20 protein-coding genes are annotated in these 19326 nt (G+C 42.1%); 8 read left to right on the forward strand and 12 right to left on the reverse strand.

The genetic code is table 11. From position 1 onward, the window contains the following. Positions 1-2443: hypothetical protein (locus QXI54_02760; GenBank protein MEM0302075.1), on the reverse strand; the 2443-nt coding region annotated here is incomplete at its 3' end. Between the two features lie 373 nt (positions 2444-2816). Here QXI54_02760 and QXI54_02765 point away from each other — a divergent pair. The 6 genes from QXI54_02765 (at position 2817) to QXI54_02790 (ending at position 6959) form a co-directional block, all read left to right on the forward strand. Beyond that, the gene (locus tag QXI54_02765; protein ID MEM0302076.1) at positions 2817-3170 is read left to right on the forward strand and encodes a HEPN domain-containing protein; all 354 of its coding nucleotides are present in this window, start codon (positions 2817-2819) and stop codon (positions 3168-3170) included. Then, a complete protein-coding gene (locus QXI54_02770) occupies positions 3167-3472 on the forward strand; it encodes a nucleotidyltransferase domain-containing protein (protein MEM0302077.1) in 306 nt (101 codons plus the stop codon). Before QXI54_02765 ends, QXI54_02770 begins: the two co-directional genes overlap by 4 nt. 109 nt (positions 3473-3581) lie before the next feature. Further along, a complete protein-coding gene (locus tag QXI54_02775) occupies positions 3582-4319 on the forward strand; it encodes a hypothetical protein (GenBank protein ID MEM0302078.1) in 738 nt (245 codons plus the stop codon). A gap of 55 nt (positions 4320-4374) precedes the next feature. Beyond that, positions 4375-5670 (forward strand): hypothetical protein, encoded by a 1296-nt coding sequence (locus QXI54_02780; GenBank protein ID MEM0302079.1) that lies wholly within the window; start codon positions 4375-4377, stop codon positions 5668-5670. 87 nt (positions 5671-5757) lie between these two features. Then, positions 5758-6390: an SEC59/DGK1/VTE5 family protein gene (locus tag QXI54_02785; protein MEM0302080.1), complete on the forward strand. Its 633-nt coding sequence runs from the start codon at positions 5758-5760 to the stop codon at positions 6388-6390. Further along, positions 6387-6959 carry a hypothetical protein gene (locus QXI54_02790; GenBank protein MEM0302081.1) on the forward strand — a complete coding sequence of 191 codons (573 nt, stop codon included), beginning with the start codon at positions 6387-6389 and terminating at the stop codon, positions 6957-6959. Before QXI54_02785 ends, QXI54_02790 begins: the two co-directional genes overlap by 4 nt. Here the strand turns inward: QXI54_02790 and QXI54_02795 are convergent. From QXI54_02795 to QXI54_02820, 6 genes are read right to left on the reverse strand one after another with little or no spacing between them, the layout of a single operon-like run. Then, positions 6949-8256: an FAD-dependent oxidoreductase gene (locus QXI54_02795; protein MEM0302082.1), complete on the reverse strand. Its 1308-nt coding sequence runs from the start codon at positions 8254-8256 to the stop codon at positions 6949-6951. The genes QXI54_02790 and QXI54_02795 overlap by 11 nt on opposite strands. A gap of 40 nt (positions 8257-8296) precedes the next feature. Further along, positions 8297-8617 (reverse strand): ferredoxin-thioredoxin reductase catalytic domain-containing protein, encoded by a 321-nt coding sequence (locus QXI54_02800; protein ID MEM0302083.1) that lies wholly within the window; start codon positions 8615-8617, stop codon positions 8297-8299. A 30-nt stretch (positions 8618-8647) separates the two neighbouring features. Next, positions 8648-8986 carry a 6-carboxytetrahydropterin synthase QueD gene (gene queD / locus QXI54_02805; protein ID MEM0302084.1) on the reverse strand — a complete coding sequence of 113 codons (339 nt, stop codon included), beginning with the start codon at positions 8984-8986 and terminating at the stop codon, positions 8648-8650. Continuing rightward, positions 8986-9663: a 7-carboxy-7-deazaguanine synthase QueE gene (locus QXI54_02810; GenBank protein ID MEM0302085.1), complete on the reverse strand. Its 678-nt coding sequence runs from the start codon at positions 9661-9663 to the stop codon at positions 8986-8988. Before QXI54_02810 ends, queD begins: the two co-directional genes overlap by 1 nt. After that, positions 9660-11609 carry a molybdopterin biosynthesis protein gene (locus QXI54_02815; GenBank protein MEM0302086.1) on the reverse strand — a complete coding sequence of 650 codons (1950 nt, stop codon included), beginning with the start codon at positions 11607-11609 and terminating at the stop codon, positions 9660-9662. The genes QXI54_02810 and QXI54_02815 overlap by 4 nt, the downstream gene beginning before the upstream one ends. Continuing rightward, positions 11606-12850 (reverse strand): molybdopterin molybdotransferase MoeA, encoded by a 1245-nt coding sequence (locus tag QXI54_02820; GenBank protein MEM0302087.1) that lies wholly within the window; start codon positions 12848-12850, stop codon positions 11606-11608. The genes QXI54_02815 and QXI54_02820 overlap by 4 nt, the downstream gene beginning before the upstream one ends. 81 nt (positions 12851-12931) lie before the next feature. On the opposite strand from QXI54_02820, the gene hdrA2 reads away from it, so the two are divergent. Further along, a complete protein-coding gene (hdrA2, locus tag QXI54_02825) occupies positions 12932-15241 on the forward strand; it encodes a CoB-CoM heterodisulfide reductase HdrA2 (GenBank protein ID MEM0302088.1) in 2310 nt (769 codons plus the stop codon). Here hdrA2 and QXI54_02830 read toward each other — a convergent pair. From QXI54_02830 to rpl37A, 4 genes are read right to left on the reverse strand one after another with little or no spacing between them, the layout of a single operon-like run. Further along, positions 15236-16201, reverse strand: a complete 966-nt coding sequence (locus QXI54_02830; protein MEM0302089.1) for a site-2 protease family protein — start codon at positions 16199-16201, stop codon at positions 15236-15238. The genes hdrA2 and QXI54_02830 overlap by 6 nt on opposite strands. Beyond that, a complete protein-coding gene (locus tag QXI54_02835; GenBank protein MEM0302090.1) occupies positions 16198-16584 on the reverse strand; it encodes a DUF126 domain-containing protein in 387 nt (128 codons plus the stop codon). Before QXI54_02835 ends, QXI54_02830 begins: the two co-directional genes overlap by 4 nt. A gap of 19 nt (positions 16585-16603) precedes the next feature. Continuing rightward, positions 16604-16744, reverse strand: coding sequence for a DNA-directed RNA polymerase subunit P (locus QXI54_02840; protein MEM0302091.1), 141 nt, complete (start codon positions 16742-16744; stop codon positions 16604-16606). Next, positions 16741-17007: a 50S ribosomal protein L37Ae gene (gene rpl37A / locus QXI54_02845; GenBank protein ID MEM0302092.1), complete on the reverse strand. Its 267-nt coding sequence runs from the start codon at positions 17005-17007 to the stop codon at positions 16741-16743. The genes QXI54_02840 and rpl37A overlap by 4 nt, the downstream gene beginning before the upstream one ends. Positions 17008-17133: 126 nt before the next feature. Between rpl37A and QXI54_02850 the strand changes: the two genes are divergently transcribed. Further along, positions 17134-18543: an N-6 DNA methylase gene (locus QXI54_02850; protein ID MEM0302093.1), complete on the forward strand. Its 1410-nt coding sequence runs from the start codon at positions 17134-17136 to the stop codon at positions 18541-18543. A 176-nt stretch (positions 18544-18719) separates the two neighbouring features. Here QXI54_02850 and QXI54_02855 read toward each other — a convergent pair whose 3' ends face one another. Further along, on the reverse strand, positions 18720-19025 hold the full coding sequence (locus tag QXI54_02855) for a hypothetical protein (protein MEM0302094.1): 306 nt from the start codon (positions 19023-19025) through the stop codon (positions 18720-18722). Positions 19026-19326 lie beyond the last annotated feature (301 nt).

The raw sequence follows: 19326 nt of genomic DNA on the forward strand, positions 1-19326 counted from the left end.
AAGCTGCTTCGTAGCCAGAATCTGGATCAAGTGTATGTGTTGAACCAGAATTCCAGTTATAAGTAGTGGTTGTCGTTATCGGAGACCCATCAACGTAAATTCTTCCACCATTGGGGTTTACTGTTATCGAAATAGTGGGTGTTTGACTTCTGAACACCGCAACTAAATTGTGAGGAGCATTCATGGTAACAGTATAACTTGGAGATGTTCCGACATTGTTACCATCGAGTTCCCAGTGATCGAATATGTAACCAGAAGATGCAGTTGCAGTCACTGTAACTTGGGTTCCCTGATCATACCAATAACTACCGATTGGTGGATTCGTAGTTCCAGCTCCACTTGGAGAAACTGATATAGTAAGCTTATACTGGTCTTTCCAGTTTGCAGTGTAAGTCGCCGAAGAAGTTACCGTTATTGTTCTCGGATCTGCGGTGCTTCCGTCTGACCATTGCGTAAAGATCTTCTTTACTCCTGAAGCTGCTTCGTAGCCAGAATCTGGATCAAGTGTATGTGTTGAACCAGAATTCCAGTTATAAGTAGTGGTTGTCGTTATCGGAGACCCATCAACGTAAATTCTTCCACCATTGGGGTTTACTGTTATCTGATATGTCTGAGGAGGAGGAATAACAACAGAACCGTTAGCTCTAACTGAAGATGGCGAATATCGGTAATCCCCTGGAAAAGATGCTGTTACTGACATCGATGTATTATAGCTTGCAATTGCGGAACATGTCGAAATCGCATAACCATCAGATCCTGTAGTGAAGTAGGGTGGAGAACAAATGCACTCTCCGCCTTCTATGCTACAACTGAAGTATATTGGCTTGTTAGCAATTGGGTTTGAATTTTCATCCTTCAACTGAGCGATAAAATTTTTCTCTCCCCCTGAATTAATTGTAAAACTCATTGGGGACATGTATATCGTTGTATTGATTTTCTTAACAGTAATTGGTATATCCCTATAAGTGCACCCGGCTAAACTGTCATAACTTGAAGCATAGGAGTATGCGTAACAGAACCCCACTCTTATATAATGAGTTCCGGGAGTTATGTCTTGTGGAAGTCCAATTGTACAAGTTTTTGTTTGCTCGTTCCCGTAATTACCATCTACACCACCATATATTTTACACAACTCCGTTGTTTTCGCCCAACTTCCAAATGCGTTGGCATAAACCATACAACCGCCGCTACATGCATTGTAGAAAATCCACTTTATCGTCAAATTCGTCGAATCTCCTGGAGCTAAAGTATTTGGACTTGCTGAAGCATAGGTTATTTCAGGATTGCTCGGAACTTCCACTTTTACAACTTTTGAGTAGTTTTTCCAGTCAAAATTGTAATCTACGGAACCATTGGAATATTTTACGCCATAAAGACCGAGTTCAAGGTCATAAGTCCCAAGTCTAGCATCCTTTGGAACATAAAAGTTTCTCGATTTCGTAGACACCCCGTTTGGAACTATTACAGTAGTATCATTTCCAGGGTCATGATAGAAGACGTTTGCCTCATCACTCTTTTTAATGGTCGCACCCAAAACTATTGGGATATCGTGAATCACGCTACTATTAATTAAATAGCTGATCGTAAAGTTTTTCCCAGGTTTTACGGATATCGTAGATGGAGAGTAATTTTGTATGTCCATAAAACCTACCGAAAGACTATATTCATTTTTTGTAGAGAGAACATAAGGATAAACTCTAATGAGAAATGGATAATTTTGATACCTCACCATAACATATGTTGGATAATTGGTGGAGTAATTGTAAGCTATAAGGCTGCTGCCATCCCCTTTATATATCTCAATATCAAAGTCTGTTGAAGTTGAACCAATAAGAGAGACGACCCCGGTTTTATCCCAATACAGTTTATTTCCAGGCCAGCTATTTAACTTATACCAATTATCATTTTCATTGTAAGTCTTCAGTGTCCCTTCAACTTTTTGCCCATAACTCAAAAAAATCGGTACCTCTTTTTTTCTTCCATCCTCTTTGTCCACCCATACAAGCACACTATAAACATATTTTGTCCATGTTAAATGCATGTTTACGGTTGATTGAGAACTTGTAACCTTTGCAACTATGTTCAACGCTCGGGATGCACTTTTCTCTTCGTATTCTACTGAAATGGGAGAAGTTGAACCACATTTAAACGCCAATGTTGTGTCAGTAATATATTCCGAGATATATATACAGACTGTTCCTCCCGTAAAATTTTTTGCTTCAACTTTAATCTTCTCACCGGTGTTGATGTACTGGTAATAATAAGCAGATTGACCGCTCGCTAAGGATAGAGTAGTTCCACCAACCCCCAATACCTGCATAGGGGGGGATGAGCTTGGAGAACTCACTGGAGGAAAGATGTAGGCATCGGATTTACTATGTAAACCCAATAAAACAACCAAAATTAACACCAAACCAATTAGAGACCTAAATTGTGGGCTCATAAAGCCACCCCCTAACATCCTTAACTCCCTAAATTTTTTAGTTTAATACCCCCTATTTAAATTTTTCGTAGAGTTTGTTTATGATGCTATTATGTTTTATTTCTTTGAGTGAAAAGCAATAATTCTCCTCTCGAGAAGCATACCTTCGATAGATATTTAGAGGACAATATATTATGAAATGCTCCGAATTCTACACCAACAGCAAGAACTGGAGCGAGGCTAAGAAACAATAGAGCTAAGAGCGCCCCAATTCTCATGGAAATCACCAGCTTAAAGGAGTGTTAATAAAATAAAAATTTTTCGTTTTAAATTTTGTCAGAATTTTATCAATCACTGAACAAAAAATCTATAAACTTTTTTGCAAACTCTTTTTGTGGAATACGAACTCCACGTTCAAAGGGCTGAAAATGCCTACAAGGCGTTCCTGATCCTTAAAAAAGAGGGATTGATCCAGGATGCGATTTCAAGCAGACACTATGCGATAATTCATCTGTGTTATGCTATTCTTTTAAAAAATGGGATCGAGATTCCGAAGACTCACTCAGGTTTAATTGCCCGCATTTGGAAAATGAGAGAGCAGCTCGGAGTTCATGAGAAGGTTATTGGCCTTATATCAAGGCTGCAGAGCCTGAGAGAGAGCGGTGATTATGGGGTGATCTTAAGTGTAGAAGAAAAAGATCTCGAGATCGTTGAAGAAGTTTATAGAGCTTTGAGGGGGCTGGTATGATTAAAACCCTGAGTTTAAACGACGTTGCCGACATCGTTGAATCTATAAGGAAAAAGCTCCGCGGAAAAGCTCTTGAAGCCTACGTTTTTGGTTCCATCGTCGATGGTTTTGGTGTCACAGATGAATCGGATCTGGATCTTCTGATCGTTCCAAAGGAAAAAGTGGACTGGTTTGAATTACTTGAAGATGAAATGATTTCTTTGTTGAATCTGGGAATTGTTTTGCACCTCCATATTGCTAAAAACGAAAGCTATAGAAGAATTCTGGAAATCGCAAAAGCCAGAGGTGTTAAATTGGTTTAATTAGGCTTTAAAACTGCAATCGACTTTGCTGTGCGTTTTCTATTCCCAGAACAACTGCGCAAGGTATATGTATTCGGAAATCGAATGCTTTGAAATCAAAAATAGGTGAATGATAAGAGAACTGGTTTTGTTGGGACTCGTAGTGATTTCTCTTTTCTTAAGCGGTTGTGTCGGAAGTCAAAAGGAAGTCTTGGTTTCAAAGGAAATTTCTGCAGAAGGAGCAACGATTTCTTTGCCTGACAGCTCTTTCTCGGTAAGGATTGCAGAAAACACTTTTTCTTCAACGCAGAAAGTTGAGATAGCCAAACCTTCTCAAACTCCAAAACCACAGATTGGAAAAGTCTTGGTTTCATATGAGCTCTTATCAAATGCTGAATCTTTCAATAAACCAGTTTTAATAGAGTTCAACGTTACAGAACTGGAAAAAGGAAGTAAATCGAACAAGACGCTCGAAGAAAAATACGTTGTTGCATACTACGATGAAATTGGTAAAGTATATGTAGAAGTTCCGTTCGAAGTAAACACTGCAGAGAAGAAAATAGTTGTTAAAACAGATCACTTCTCGCTCTGGGCTCTCATAGGGGTTGAAGACTACGTAGTAGCAACCTCGCCTCATTTTACGATTAGGTTTTACGATTCCTCGCAAGCTGCGGGTTTGGGTGCGAGAGAGATTTATGGATATGTTGCAAAAGTTAGAGAACTTCTTGAAGATGCCTACAATATTTACGTCAAAGAGGGTTTCACGCCACCAAAGAACAAGATCTCCGTTTACGTTATCGATGCGGAAGAGTCCCACTACACTCCATTCACTGGAAACATAATAATTAGCACTAAGAGCTATAGATAACGCAACAAAGCACGAAATTGCACACGAACTTTTCCATCTCTTCCAGAATCAGGAAATGAACATATTTCGAATGAGCATGCAGAGATGGTGGATTGAAGCCACCGCAGATTACGTAGCTGACAAGCTTGCTTTTAAAACAGGTGAGATGGGAAGTGGAATAAAGCAGAACTACTCTGAATTGCCTCTATCAACTGTCGACGGAAATCACGAATACGCAACCGCATTCTTTGTAGATTGGCTTGTAAGAGGTGGAGTTCAATTCAGCTCACTTTGGAATGCTGTAAAGGAACGCTACGCTATAGTTGGCGTCGAAAAAGCCCTTGACGAGTATCTGGCTAAGAACTACAGGTCTTCACTGCTTACGGAGTATTCGAGGTTTATTGATTACTTGCTATTCAATAAAAATAGTCCAATAAAAGTTTCTGGCAGCACGTATCCTTCAAGTATGATCTCCACAGCCATGCATTTCTCCGCTGAAGGTGGTTCTAAGGACGTCAAGGTAAAAATTGATAAGCCTTATTCTTCCAAAGTCGTTGGCATAACTTGCGATGTGCCGAAGGAGCTGAAGTCTCGAGATATAGCGATCACCGCAACCTCTGGCATCGACAGTCAGGTTTCAGCGAGAGTATATCTGCTTGAAGGAAATGAAAGAGGCAAAGAAAAATTGATTGGAACGATTAACGCAGTCAATCGCCCTGTAATGGTCAAGGTTTCAGAGAAAGATGCTGTCTACATCGTTGTTTCAGGCGAAAAAGCAAGTGAAGTTGCTTTTAACGTTACTGCAAAGGCTATAAAAGCTCAGAGCGTTCCAATTTCCTTCTCGGAAACTTATTCAGTGGGCAAAAACAATCTTAAGGTAAATATTGAAGGTTCAATAGCTGGACCAATAGAGAAGTCGTCGCTCGGAAAAGCCCATTCTTACTTTGGAAACTCCCTTAATGCGCAAATTTTTGTTAGCAGTGCTTCGATGCCAACTCAAATAGAAATCACGCCCAAGCATGAGTTCAGCCTTGGGACAACTTGGCGGGAAGAGACTTCGAATGGCTACGTTTTATACACCATAAGCAACGTAAGATATACCGTGACTTATTACGATATTGGAGCGGATTGCAAAGTGTTGCCATCAAAGGAAACGAGCTTTACGAAATCATGGACTTACTCGACTGTAACAATTGACACTTCGAAATGTCAGGGAGGATTTTACCAGATTCTGCTTGCGAAAATAGGCATAGGTTGGGATTACAGTTATGAGGTTGTTGAAATCCGCGGGGGAGTTGAAAAAGTCGTGGAAAGGAAATCGGACCGAGATGGAAGACTAATTGCGGAAATAAATATCAACAGCCTTTCTTAATTTTTAATTTTTATTTTATATTTTATCCTAAAAAGAATTTCGAGCTTAATTTGGAAAAATTTATACTCTCATGCTTAACCAAGAGCGATGAATGATCTAATTCCCCTGCTTTCAGTTTACATTTACGTAGGCTTTCTCGTGCTGATCTCTGAGGGGGCAATAAAAAATGAGCTGATTGGCAGAAAATTTCTGCACATAATGGTCGGCAACATCGCCTTCCTTTTACCATTCTTCGAGTCCCGCGAGGTGATGACTTTTCTTGCAGCTTTTCCCTTCGTGATCTTAACTTTTTTCATGAGCCCATACTCGCCGATAAGAATTCAAAGCAAAACAACGCTCTCTGGACATGCCTTGGGTCTTTTCTACTACTCAATTGCATGGACAATCCTTGCTTTCTTTTTGTTTGAAAGACCCGATGCGATTTCGATGGGCATCGTCGCAATGTCCTATGGAGACGGCTTTGCCTCGCTGATCGGCACAAAATATGGAAAAAGAAAGTTCAGCATTTTTGGAGCGACAAAAAGTCTTGAAGGGAGCCTTGCAATGTTTTTGGCAAGCGTTGCGATGTTTGCGGTCATTCAGATTTACTACATTGGAGAAGTTAGCCTTATTATTTTACCTCTCGCAATCATTGCAACGATCATAGAAGCCATAACTCCAAAGGGGCTTGACAATCTGAGCGTTTCAATCGCAATAGCCTTGCTTTACGTGATGCTATGAGGTTTATCGTTGTCGATGGACTTGATGGAGCGGGCAAGGATACGCATGCAAAATTCATAGCTGAGAGGTATAAAGCAATGGGAGAGAGCGTTATCGTTAGAACGCATCCAAGCGATTCCTATTTCGGTAGAAAGGCAAAAGAGAGCCTTTTAGGCAGAGGAAAGATCAATCACCTGAAGGCATCGATCTTCTATTTCCTCGATGTGATGAACTCCTTGCTAAGATACTATAAAAAAGCGGATAACGTTATCTTTGTTCGCTATCTCGGTGGCGTTTTTTATCTGCCCTTTTCGCTTTCAAAAATTCTTTATAAGTTCTTCTCAACCATTTTGCCCACTTCAGAATACATGTTCTTCCTCGATGCTGAACCGGAGGTTTTAGCGCAGAGAATTGCAAGTAGGGAAAACAAAGAAATGTTCGAGAACATCGATGATTTGAGAAAAGTGAGAGAAAAAGCCTTGAAAATTCTCAACGGCTGGCATATTGTTAGAACTGACAGAGAAATCGAAGAAACAAGGGCTGAAATAGAAAAAATTTTGAATCAACTCGATATGAAGTTTAAAACCTGAGAGCCCTTGCAGAAACTATTATTGGATCCCAGATTGGCGTCAATGGCGGAGCATAGGCTAAATCGCTGAAAAAGACGTCTTTAGCCTTAAATCCCGCTTGGATCATCACCGCAAATACGTTGATCCTCATTGCAACCTCGCCACCGATTGCCTGAGCCCCAAGAATTCTCCCGTCGCTGTCCGCAACAACCTTCAGCGTTAAGTCCTTTGCGCCGGGATAATAATGCACTCTCGTTTTAGCCTTGATCTTAACACTCTTGGCATTGAATCCCTCCGCCCTCGCAGTTTTCTCGGTTAGCCCTGTGGAACCTATTTCGAGATCAAAGAACTTCGTTAGCTGGGTTCCAAGGACTCCTGGAAATTCCAAGACGCCACCAGCCATATTTACTCCAGCAACGTAGCCCATCTTGTTCGCAGATGGTCCAAGAGGAATCCAGACTCTTTTTCCAGTAATCAAATGCCTTGTTTCTGCACAATCTCCAGCAGAGAAAACGTTTTCAACGCTTGTTCTCATCTTTTCATCAACCCAAATAGCTCCAGTTTCTCCAAGCTTACAGCCCAGCATTTTGGCAATTTCAACATTTGGCCTAACGCCTGTAGCGACAATTGCAAGGTCGCACTCATAGCTACCCTTGTCCGTAACAACTCTCTCAACCCGATCTTTGCCTTCAAAGGCTTTAACCCCCTCGTTAAGCCTCAATTCAACTCTCTTTTCGAGCTCAGCCTTTACAATTTCCGCCATGTCTTTGTCGAGATTTGGCAATGGCTGGTCGAGAAATTCAATAACTGTGGTTTTCTTTCCAAGACTTGCGACCGCTTCAGCCATCTCCAAGCCAATGTAACCAGCGCCAACGATCACAATCTTATTAGCCTGATCTACCATTCTTTTAAGCCTTTCAGCATTTGCGGGATGTCTTATCGTTACCACGTTCTCAAGCTCCACACCGCTAACCTTTGGAAGCTTTGGCAGAGCTCCAGTAGCGATCAGAAGCTTGTCCCACTCATATTTGCTTTCCTTTCCGTTCTCTCTAACCCGTAAATAACCCTCACCAGCCTCAACAACCTTCGCATTTGTCCGAACATCTATCCCCCTCTCCCTCCTGAAGAAATCGGGCGGATAATACACGAGCTTCTCAGCCTTGCTAATTCCTTCAACAACGTATGGAATACCGCATGGAGCATGGCTTACAAGGCTTGTCTCTTCAAAGACCTTTACGTCCCATTCTGGCTTAATTACCTTTATTCTCGACGCAGCACTCATTCCGGCAGCTCCACCGCCTACGATCAAGACTTTCATGCCAAAAATTTGGAAAAGAAGTATTTAACACTTTTCCGGTTTAGCCCAAATAATACTTTGCATGCCTGTCTGGGACTGCAATGGACTCAAAATTCCCCTCATCTCTCTGGTAGAGCCCGCAATAACATCTTCCGTATGTTCTTATGTCTTCTTCCGCATAAACACATGGGCAAACGATCATTCTGTCAATTTCCCTTTTACCGGTTGCGAGTCTGCAAGGGCAAATGGCTAAGCCGTATCTTTTTCTATTTTCGATTAAACCCCTTGCGAATTCTAACAAAATTTCCTTGTCGGGATTCAATTTCCAGCCTTTTCGCTTCGCAACATTTTCGAAGATCTGCAGGTATTTTTCGACTTCCATAATAAAATTAGTTGGGTTTAAAAATAATCTTCAAGCTCTTATTTCCGCCCACTTGTCCACGTTCTCCGACACTCTAACTCTTACAACGTTCAAACCCCTCGCTTTAAGCTCTTTGAAGACGTGCAAGGCGATGTTCTCAGAGGTGGGGACTTCTATCAATTCGTTTAGCATGCGGTGATCAAATTTCTCAAGAACTTCCCTCAAATGCGTCTTTAGCTCAAAGAAGTCGATAACCATTCCGTTCTTGAGTTCACCTTCTACTTCGACGCTAACAACGAAGTTGTGCCCGTGAACTTTACCGCACTTCTTATGCCCGGGAATCGAATGAGCTGCACTAAAGCTCTCCGAAACTCCAACGACCATCTTCATCATCTCACCCCGAGGAACTTGTGAACCTGCGGGATCACTCTCGTGTCACCGAATTCGATCATTTTGCTTTGCAGTTTAAATATATTTTCGAGTCTGGAGCCAAATACGGGCTGAAGAACGAAGCACTCCACATAGTCTTTGATCTGCATCGCTGAGTTAAGCACTTCTTCAGTGTTGAACTCGGAAGGCAAAACAATTTTGCAAAAAGTCCTTCTTTTTCGGGTGTTCCGCAGAACCTTAAAGCTTTCAAACGTTCTTTCAAGCAGATCTTCATAATCAGCATTCTTGGACTCTCTAACCTTCAGATCTCCTGCCACATAGTCAACGAATTTCAGTTTTTTAGCCTTTTCTGGCAAGCTCATGTTAGATTCGAGGTAAAATGGCTTTATCTTTTGCAAAGATCTTATGAATTCCGCATGAAGCATTGGTTCGCCACCTGTTAGGCTTATAGAGTGCACTCTGGCTGAATCTATGATCTTCTGCACGTATTCCAGCGAAACTGGGTTTTTTGAAGTCCTTCCATTAACATGATCCACGCAAAATTCTGATTCTTTTAGTGTGTCGCAGTAATAGCAGTTCAGATTACAGCCACAGAATCTTATGAATAGCTGTCTAACACCAACAAGGATCCCTTCGCCCTGAATGGACTCAAAGATCTCGCTGATTCTTGCGTTCATATCTCGATCATCTCCCCGGTCCTTTCGTAAACCCTCAGCCCCTCGAACTTTTCAAGCTTTTTAGCAAATTCTTCACTCTCCAAAGCCCTCAAGAAAAGCCTTACAGAATCTTTTTTTAGCCTTTCCTTGGGGATCAGAAAGTCAAACTCCTCCGCTCTGAGCGGGATGAAGTCGAGCCCATATGAGCTTGCTACGCTTTTAATTCCAACTCCCAAATCAGCCTTACCACTGGCAACTGCTATCGCTACCGCATCATGCGTTTTAGCTTCAACTTCATAGCCTCTTATCCCGCTCTTAAGCTCTTCAAACCCAATTCCAGATTTTTTGGCAATCTCTTGAAGGTGCATGTCTATAAGAACTCTCGTCCCCGAGCCCTTGTTTCTGTTCACGAATCGCAGATCTTCTCTTAGCAGATCCTCAAAGCCTTTGATCTGCTTGGGGTTCCCCTTTGCAACGATTAGCCCCTGTTCTCTCAAATAGCCTTTTACAAGAACCGCATTCTCAACTCCAAATTCTCTAATTGCGGTTTCATTGTATACCCCGTCTTCACTTAGCAGGTGAATTCCCGCTATATCCGCCTCACGCCTTTTAACCGCCAAAATTCCCGCTGTAGAGCCGAGATTTATAATCTTTGGCTCAAATTCTGGCATGAATTCAAGGATCAGATCGATCCCAACGCAATGGCTTCCTATGATCACAGGATCTGCGGGCTTTATTTCGCTGTAAAGTCTGACTTCGACTTCTTCGTTCTCTTCGAGCATTAAAACCTCTTCTGGAATCTCTATGAAGCCGTCTGTGGCGTAAATTGCTGAAAACATTCCGCTGTATGATCCCGCTACAGGATAAACTCTGTAGCCTTCCACTGTTGAAACAACGTTGACAGGCAAAAGCTCCCGTCTTCCAGGCTCAGAGAAGATCTTTACCGCAAGCTTTGCCTTCAAACTTCTGCTCTCTTTCCTAAGTCCAGAAAGTTCTCTTAAAATTGGAGCAACTAAGACTTCGAAGATCGTCATTGCGGATGTCGGATACCCGGGCAGTGCAAAGATCGGTTTGCCATTGTGGAGAGCGATGATCGTGGGCTTTCCGGGCTTAACTGCAATTCCATGAATAAGCACTCCTGGCTTAAATTCTGAAAGGATCTTGAACATCATGTCTCCAAAGCCCGCTGAAGTGCTTCCGCTTGTTAACACAAGCTCTGAAAGCTCTAAAGCCCTTAAAATTGCACTTCTGATTTCATTTTCGTCATCTCTAACTATTCCGAGCCTTATTGGAATTCCTCCACATTCCTCTATTGCTGAGCAAAGCATGTAGGAGTTGACATCGTAGATCTTTGCCCTTTCAAGCTTTTCCCCGGGTTCGACAAGCTCATTGCCCGTAGAGACCACAGCTACCCTTGGTTTTCTGTAAACCTTCACGCTTCTTATTCCACATGCGGAGAGAATTGCAACTTCTCTATGGGTGATCTTTCTTCCTTTTCTGAGCACAACCTCGCCAGCCATCACATCGCTTCCAGCGAAGAGCACGTTTTCTCCGGGAGCTACTGATTTAAAGATCTCTACGAATTCACCCTTTTCCTTTGTAAATTCCACCATCACTACCGCATTCGCCCCCTTTGGCATTGCTGAGCCTGTTGCAACCTCAACCGCATTACCTCTGCTCACTTCAACTTCACTCCACTCTCCCGCTTCAATTCTGTCGACCACTTTGAGAATTGTCGGGTTAGTCTCCTCAGCATTGAACGTGTCTTCAGCTATTACCGCATAACCATCCATAACCGCCCTGTCAAAAGGCGGTAGGCTTATGCACGAGCGAACGTCTTCAGCAAGCACTCTACCCGTGGATTCAAGAATACCAACTTCTTCAACACTCCGTTCTGGTTTATAAAACTGAAACAAGACCTCTTTCGCTTTTTCAAGGCTTACCACTTCCCTAAAGACCCTTCTCATTCAAAAACCTCCGTTAGATCCCTTATTAGCCTAACTTCAACCTCTTCTCCCGCTTCATAGCCTTCCAAGTTTTCTGGCACCAAGAGGAGAGCGTTTGCCTTTACAAGCGAGCTCAATATGCTTGAACCTGAAATTCGGACAGGGTAAACCTTTCCGTTATCCCAGCGAACCCTAACGTAGCTCCTTACGCCAATCTCTGAGGGAACACGGGACTGGAGAATTCCTTTCTTAGTTGCTCCTTTTCTTTCCAAAAAACGCACGTTCATCATTCTGTAAAGTGCGGGAACAACAAAGGTTTCGAATGCAAGCAAGCAGGCTGAAGGTGAGCCGGGTAGCATGAAAATAGGCTTTCCACTTACAATTCCAAATGCGGTTGGCATTCCAGGCTTCATGGCTACACCGTGAAACAAAATCTCGCCGTGTTTAGCGACAACTTCAGGGACAAGATCGTGAGCTCCGACTGAAGTCCCACCTGTAAAGATCGCCATGTCAAATTTTAAAGCTTCAAAGAGCTTATTTTCGATCTGCTTTGCCTCGTCTCGGGCAATTCCGAGGCTTACCGCTTCAAATCCGAGTTCCTTAATTGCGTTGCAGATCATTGGATTGTTCGAGTTGTAGATCTTTGCCCCCTCAAGCTTTTCTCCAAGCTCAACAAGTTCGTTGCCTGTTGAGATCACAGCTACCCTTGGCTTTTTATAGACTTTAACTCTCTTAAATCCCAAGGAAGCTAAAATTCCCGCATCCTGAGGCTGTAAGAGCTCTCCCTTCTTGAGCACAAGTTCACCTTTTTTAACATCTTCTCCTGCCCTTGAAACGTTTTTGAATGGTGGAACACTTCTGAAGACTTCTACATAGTCGCCGGAGAGCTTTGTGAATTCGAGCATTACAACCGCATTCGCCCCCTTTGGTATCGCTGAGCCAGTGAATACTCTCACCGCAGAACCGCTTTTTACTTCTAATGTTGGCGCTTCTCCAACCCTGACTTCTCCGATCAGCTTTAGCAAAATCGGATTAGCTTCACTTGCTCCGAAGGTATCTTCAGCAAGAACTGCGTAGCCATCCATTGCGGAACGGTCAAATTGTGGTAGATCAAAGCTTGCAAAAACGTCTTCAGCCAAAACTCTGCCAGCACAATTATAAATATCTACTTCTTCAATTCCGATAACTCTGAGATTCTTGAAAATTTTTTCAAGAGCGAGCTCAACCCTTTGCTGGGATTTGAAGCCGATGTTTCTGACCATCATCTTGAGTGCTTTTCAATTTTAAAAAATTTGTCTGCATTCAGAAAGCTTAAAATAAGGGGAAACTCAAGGGTTTTTGAGATGAGGATAGGCGTCTTCATTTGCCACTGTGGTCTGAACATTGCACGTGTTTTAAATGTTGGAGAACTTGTATACTATGCGGGTCAGCTTCCAGATGTTGTTCATGCTGAAGATCTTGATTATGCTTGCTCAGATTACTGTCAAGAAAGAATAATGATTGCCATCAAAGAGCAAATGCTCGACGGCATAGTTGTTGCTGCGTGCAGTCCTAAACTGCATGAGCAAACCTTTCGCAGAACCGCTCAAAAAGCTGGGATCAACCCATACATGGTTGAGATTGCAAACATACGTGAGCAATGTTCATGGGTTCACCAGCAGAAGCCAAGAAGTGCAACTTTGAAGGCTAAAGATCTTATAAGAATGCATGTTGCAAAGCTCAGAAAGAATAAGCCATTGGAGAAAAAGAGAGTCGAGGCGAAAAAAAGCGTTGCGGTGATCGGTGGAGGAATTGCTGGTATCGAGTCCGCTTTAAACCTTGCGGAGATGGGAATAAAGGTTTATCTCATAGAAAAGGCTCCAAGCATTGGCGGGCACATGGCTCTGCTTAACGAAGTTTTTCCCACCAACGATTGCTCGATCTGCATTTTAGCACCAAAGATGAGCGAAGCTTGGAACAATGAAAACATAGAAGTAATAACGAACGCTGAAGTTGAAGAAGTAGAGGGCGGAGCGGGGAATTTCAAGCTGAAGATCATTCAGCATCCAAGGTTCGTGGATGTGGAGAAATGCAAGGGTTGTATAGACGACTGCAGTTCCGTTTGCCCAGTAGAGGTTGCGAGCGAGTTCGATTTTGGTGTTGGCGTCAGAAAAGCGATCTATATTCCATTTCCGCAGTCAACACCACTCTACGCAGTCGTAGACTGGGATCACTGCATAGGCTGTAGGCTTTGCGAAAAAGCCTGTAAGCCAAAGGCTATCGATTTCAATCAGGAACCCAATAGGCTCGAAATTGAAGTCGGAGCAATCATCGTTGCCACGGGCTACGAGCTCTTTGATCCGAGAAAAAAGCCAGAATATGGCTATGGAAAGTTTAAGAATGTGATAACACTAATGGAACTCGAGAGACTTCTTTCTGCGAGCGGTCCAACGAGAGGAAAGCTTTTGCGCCCTTCAGACTCAACTTTGCCAAAGAAGGTTGCCTTTATTCTTTGCGTTGGAAGCAGAGACGAGAATGCGAACAAATACTGCAGTAGAGTCTGCTGTATGGCAAGCTTAAAGAATGCCTATGCAATCAAGGAGAGATATCCTGAAATTGAGGTAGCAATTTTCTACATCGATATAAGAGCTTTTGGGCGAATGTTTGAGGAGTTTTTTAGAAAAGTTCAGGCTTCTGGCGTTAGATTTGTTCGTGGAAAGGTCGGAGAGATTATGGAGACTGAAAGCAAAAATTTAATCCTGAGCTATGAAAACACCCTCGTTGGGGAAATCGAAGAAGAAGAATTCGATCTCGTTGTTTTGGCTACCGCAATGGAGGCTAAGAACGATCTTGCAACAATGCTCGGCATTGGAACTGGCGAAGACGGATTTTTTGAAATAGCACATCCAAAGCTTCGCCCAGTTGAGACCAACGTCCGCGGAATTTTTGTCGCGGGTTGTGCAAGCGGTCCAAGAGACATTCAGGACACAATAGCTTCCGCTGGTCTTGCCTCTGCAAAAGCGGGAAAGCTTGTTCTCGGCGAAAAGATCGAGATCGACCCGTTCTTTGCCTTCGTTAATCCAGAGAAGTGCATTGGCTGTAGGATCTGCGAAAGTGTATGCAAGTTTAAAGCGGTTAGCGTTGACAAAAAGGCATCCATAGATCCATACTCCTGCGTTATGTGCGGAATTTGTGTCTCAGCATGTCCAGTTTCAGCCATAGACATGGGATTCTTCAGCAATGAGGGAATTGAAGCGATGATCGAAGCTCTTGCTGAGGAAAGAAACGCTGATCCGCTAATTTTGGCATTTGCATGCTGGTATTGTGCCTATGGCGCATTAGATCTTGCTGGAACTCTGAAAATGCAGTATGAGCCAAATGTTAGAACAATAAGAGTTCTTTGCAGTGGTAGAGTTGACCCGATCTGGATCCTAAAGGCTTTGAAACTCGGAATTGATGGAGTGCTCGTAGCGGGATGCAGGCTTGGAGAGTGCCATTTCAAATATGGCAACTACAAGGCAAAAGAAAGGGTTGATCTGCTTAAAAATGCTTTAAAGACTTTGGGCATCGATCCTGAGAGAGTTGAATATGTTTGGCATTCTGCAGGCGAGGGAGAGGCAATTGCTAAAGATATTGACAGATTTGTGGAGAGAATAAAGGCTTTGAAATCATAATTTGAATGGCTGCGGGATGAAACAAAGCAGGAAGATCAGGTAGCCAAAGATTCCCAAAGCAAACCTCTTTTTGTCAATCCTGTGGTCTTCGAGTGGCTTCGGATGTTTTTGCATGGCAAAAAGCATGAGAATTAGACCCCAAAAAAGCCAGATCTCGCCAAAGAATATGCTTAGCAGAATTAAAACGAATGGTGTTACTCTTGAAACTATTTCACTCTTTTCTCCGATCATTGCTCTAACTACATGCCCTCCATCGAGCTGACCGACTGGAAGCAAATTGAAAAAGGTAACAAAAAGCCCAACCCAGCCAGCAAAGGCTATTGGATGTATAAATTCTCCACTGAACCCAGCCAGCTGAACCAGAAGGTCGAACAAAAGTGGAGTTCCTATTAAAATTCTTTCGCCATTTCTTGCTTCGTAGGGAAACTGAAGACCTATGAAAATCACAATTACGGAGGCAAGGCAACCCGCAAGCGGACCGCTAATGCCAACATCGAATAAAGCCCTTCTGTTCGGAATTGCACCCTTGTATTTTATCACCGCTCCAAGAGTGCCTATAATGGTTGGAAAGGGAATAAAATAAGGAAGCGAAGTCCTCATTCCCCATTTTCTTGCGGTAAGATAATGAGCAAGCTCATGGCTTCCGAGGACAAAGAAAATGGCTCCAGAGAATGCAAGCCCACCGAGAATGTTGAAGCCTTCGTAGAACATTGAACCGAACAGCGTTGTGGTTGCTAATGTTGCAATGAACAAAATAATATTAGGAACATAATTCTGCTTCGATTTTCTAATCTCAAGCAAAAGTTCTCCATAGCTTTTTCGCAAAGAGACGTCGTATTCACTGGAGAGTTGCATTAAAAAAGCTTCGATATCAGCATGGCTTCTTTTGGGGATCACATAGTATCTGACTCCGTCCTTAAGCTTTTCGGAGGCGTAGACATAGAAGTAGTCTTCGATCATTTTATCTCAACGTATCCTTCGTTTGCGTTCACGATTACCCAATCACCAGTTTTTACTTTCAAAAAGAACTCCTCTTCTACTTTGTCAACGAGAGGAATGCCCGCTATTACCGCTCCCACTGCAATTATTGCCTCGGTTTCCTTGTTGATTATTGCCAGTGGTGCCAAATTTCTTTTCTTCAGCCTTAAAAGCGTGTAGCTACCAACTGTAGAGCCTTTGCCAAACGGAAATACCAAAATCCTGTTAGCAACGCATTCTCCTTTTAGCTCTCCGACTGTAAATACTCCGTTCTCGTTTATGTCGCCAAGTAATGAGATGGGTTTTGAAGAAACTAAAGCTGATCCTTCAGCGTATCCTGAATTTATTACTCTGCATTTAAACACAAACAAAATAGTGCAAAGGTTATATTGCCTTTACTCTCTTCTTCTTAGCGGGTGGTCTCGGTTTCTTTAGGATCCTATTTCCGCAGATCGTGCACTGCACTCTCTTCTTATCAGGATCTATGTCTACTTCTGCACCACAAATTGCGCAGATGTAGCTCATTGCTCCACCGCTTCAGTCTTCTCCTTTTCAAGGATCTTTGTTGCTGTTGTTGACGGCAAATAGCATCCGCCCGCAAACTTGTAGCCACAGCTCTTACACTCCCAGATACCTGAGCCTATTCTCTTCACAGCCCTCTTACCGCATTTCTTGCAAACATACTTCTGCCTTTGGGGAATGTCGATTTCAAGCCATTTTCTGCGAACGCTTAAGCCAGCACTCGCCCTGAACTTCGCTGCGGACTTCACTTTCTTTGTCCTTGCCATACGCAAAATGCTTTTTGAAAGACATTTAATACTTTCGATACCATTAAAGTTGAGTGCAAAAGGAATGAATAGGCATAAATAACAGTGCAGATATAAGTTGTTTAAGGACCTTGAACAATCCGCAGTATGAAACAACGTCTAAATCACTTCAGTAAAAAAGAAAAAGTCCTCGGACAGTTTCTGACACCTTATCCAGTAGCCGATTTTATGATAAAATTTTCTAAGTTATTTTTGGAGGAAAAAGAGACCGCCATCGACCCATCATGTGGGGACGGAGTCTTTCTTTTGGGCTTATTAGAAAATGGATTTAAGGAACTATGGGGCGTCGATATAGATCCCAAGGTTCTGAATTTAATTCCTGAAAAGGTCAAAATGACTGCAAGAATAGAAACGATGGATGCATTAATCAGACAAAGCCTCTTTCAACCCACCATTCCAGAAAACTATTTCGATCTTGCTGTAGGTAATCCTCCTTTCAGTGCAAAGTATGGCAGGGTCAAAGATAACCGACTTTTATTTTATGAGCTTGGGAAAAACAAAAGTTCTCAGGCAATTGAGATCCTTTTCATTGAGAGGTTTATCCAACTTGTTAGAGAAGGGGGAATGGTTGCAATAATAGTTCCCGAGAGCATTCTCGCAAACAAGAACGAAGAGTATGTTAGGAAATTCATTTTGCGTTACAACCTCATAGCAATAGTTTCACTTCCACGCGGTATTTTTAGATCAACGCTCGGCACAACTTCGAAGACTTCGATTCTTTTTATCAAAAAAGAGCCCAATAGAGGGAAAGTTTTGATATTGGAATTAAAGGATCTCAAACAACTTGAAGAGCTCGTCAAAAATCCTGAAAAAGCCTATGAGTATGGCAAAATGGTAGAGCCGAATGTTGAAAATTTATCTCCAAGCTTTTACAGAGAAGAACCTGAAATTAAGACGAATTTGCCAGTAAGAACTCTTGAGGAACTAATAGATAAGATCAGAACTGGTGGGACAGAATACGGAATGAAAAGAAAGTTTGTCGATAAAGGGCTTAGATTCATTTCCGCAAAGGTTGTAACCCCATATGGGCTCGATTTTAGCAGAGATGAAAGATTCATAGAACCAGAAAGCGTTATGGATAAAAAATTTGCCCACGTAAGAGTAGGAGATCTTCTTTTTGTCCGTGTGGGGGTTGGTTGTAGCGGTAGAACATGTGTTGTGGTCGATGAAAATGATCTGGGCGTTGCAGATGACTGGATCTACATCGTAAGACTGAAGGATAAAGAACTGATGCCATACTACTTGGCGATCTTCATGCAAAGCAAGTTTGGAAAAGAACAGATAGAAAGAATGAAAAGAGGTGTAGGCACCGTTACAATTCCTCAATCAGAGCTTAAAAAGCTTAAAGTCCCAATTCCAGCTCGGGATTTTCTGATTAAAGTAAGGAACAGATACATACAAATGGTTAAAAATCTAAGGGATAACAAAATCGATTTGGCGAAAAAAGAATTTGAAGACCTTGTAAAAAGTGTTGACGAGTATATTTCGGCTAAGTAACTTTTTTAAGCAACTCTTTGCAAATCCCAAGTTTATCTGAAATTATTCTCTTCAGATCTTGTCTATGTGTCTCGGAAGCTATTAAAAAAGCCTTTAGGAGAGCTAAAACATGTTCTTTTTTGGGTTCCCACTCCACGATCTCTTTTGTTTTGGCTATTCTGCCTAAAAGGGGTTCTTCAGCGAATACACTCGCTATCTACCGGTATGTAGATATATACCATTGCTTGATAGCCAACCGCTCGCTGTTTGTGCTTTAGTGCGATATCTATGAAGGTCTTATCTTCGAGTTCCAGTCTTAGAATGGGAGTTTTTTCATATAAAATCTTAAAATCGCCCGGGAATGAGTCTGCTTTTACTCTTTCGATTCTGAATGAATCTTCAAAAGTTGGAATTTCAATCGTTTGCTCTAAAATTGTGCAGATTTCTTTTTCTGAAATCTTACCACTATCCAAAAAAGCTTTAAGAAGATAGCCGAATTCCACAAGATTTTCTCCATCTAAATAAGATATTTGCCATTCTATATAATAATTTTGTTCAATTTTAGTCTGTTTAGCTGCAATTGGTGAGATCTCTTCTTTTTCTTCAGTTTTAAAGACTCTTTTGACTCGGACTTTAGATGTAGGCAGAGTAATTGGAAGCTTACAGACAATAGAAGATCCTTTATTAAGACAATCGCAGAACATTTTGCGATTGTTAACCATGAAATGATCAAACCTTGGTGGCTTATATATTTAGTCATCCAGAGCATTCAGCAAAAATACTAAGATCTTATCGCTATTGCTG

The sequence above is a fragment of the Archaeoglobaceae archaeon genome, assembly GCA_038734275.1.
Lineage (GTDB): Archaea > Halobacteriota > Archaeoglobi > Archaeoglobales > Archaeoglobaceae > WYZ-LMO2.